Raw genomic sequence first — 1,240 nt, 5'->3', positions numbered from 1 at the left:
TTCGCAAGATTTTAACCAAAAGAGGAAAGAAGCCATTCACGATTCCTGAATCTATCAAATCTCATGAATGGACAATTTCAGTTGATTTAATTTGCACTGGATTAGTGTTAAAAGCTTTTTCTTCAATTCAAGAAGCGGTAGATTTTTTTGGGAAATATTGGGAGTATGCTAGGTACGAGGTTTACTCGGAATTCAGTGCAACTCTAGAGCACGTAAGAGATTTCATTGAAGATGAAACTTTATCTTTCCGAACGGTTAATCAAGCGTTAGTTGATAAGGGCTTGAAGCCAAAACCTGTATATGTTATTCCAAAAAGGCTTAAGCAGAGATTAGATGAACTTCAAAATCAAGGAGCGTTAGACATATCTCCTAGACCCAAAGATATTAGTCAAATCATGAATCAGTTGGGATGGAAATTAACCACTAAAGGTTGGACGGAAAAATGAGTGCAAATAAATATTTGATTTTATTAGGTAACACTAATGGTATTCGTCCAATCATGGGAGATGAAGTTGATTTTATCAGGAATTATATACGTTCAGATGTTTTCAAATATTCTTACCATGAATTTAGTTACAGAAATCAAGTCCTAATAGAGAATCCAATTAATGGTTTAGAGATTACTGGAATATGTAGAGATTCAGGAAAATTAATTAGAGGTAATGCAGTGATAGCAGTAATAACTGGAAGCAATGTTCCGACAATATCAGGAATGGATTTGAAGATAGCTGAGATAGCTAGAGAAGAAATTTTAATTGTTTCAAAAATGGTACATAACTATGGGTAGAGAGAAAGTAATCAGCAATCTCGAATCAATGAGAAGTGTGCTTACTGATGCGCATAATAAGCAACTAATTGAACCAACATTTGAAGAAAGTCTTGCAATCAAAAAGACTGTTAATGTTGCTAATTCGGTTCTAGAAAATGCAAAACAAGTAGATGAAATTTGTGCTAGAGATACTATGATTTTGACAAAAATGTCTGAAACAACTAGCAGGAATTATCTAATTGTTCTTAATGAATTAGGGTATCTCGAAAAGAGAAGGGAAGGGAAAGGATACGTCTACACCTTCAAGTATCTTCAGGAAGAGTTTTAATTCAGTTATTCCTTGTACCTTATATTTTTTTTACTGACAGTAATTACTGTCAGTAATCTAGATATAAGGGTGTATGAACAAGAAAGTCCCACTTGTTAGTGTTTTCAGGTGACTTGAGATAAACAAAGCGATAAAAAAATAGA

Annotated in this window: 3 protein-coding genes; all 3 read left to right on the top strand. The window is 33.5% G+C overall.

Annotation, left to right across the window (positions count from 1 at the left end; translation table 11 throughout):
• The coding region (locus F6K52_RS36490) for a hypothetical protein (protein WP_293090146.1) at positions 1 to 446 on the top strand (446 nt) is incomplete at its 5' end.
• A complete protein-coding gene (locus F6K52_RS36485; RefSeq protein WP_293090144.1) occupies positions 443 to 787 on the top strand; it encodes a hypothetical protein in 345 nt (114 codons plus the stop codon). The genes F6K52_RS36490 and F6K52_RS36485, both read left to right, overlap by 4 nt.
• Entirely contained in the window at positions 780 to 1,097 is a 318-nt protein-coding gene (locus F6K52_RS36480) for a hypothetical protein (protein WP_293090142.1), read from the top strand. Before F6K52_RS36485 ends, F6K52_RS36480 begins: the two co-directional genes overlap by 8 nt.
• Positions 1,098 to 1,240: the final 143 nt, after the last annotated feature.

Source organism: Moorena sp. SIO3H5 (genome assembly GCF_010692395.1).
Lineage (GTDB): Bacteria > Cyanobacteriota > Cyanobacteriia > Cyanobacteriales > Coleofasciculaceae > Moorena.
This window is presented reverse-complemented; position numbering and strand designations above follow the sequence as displayed.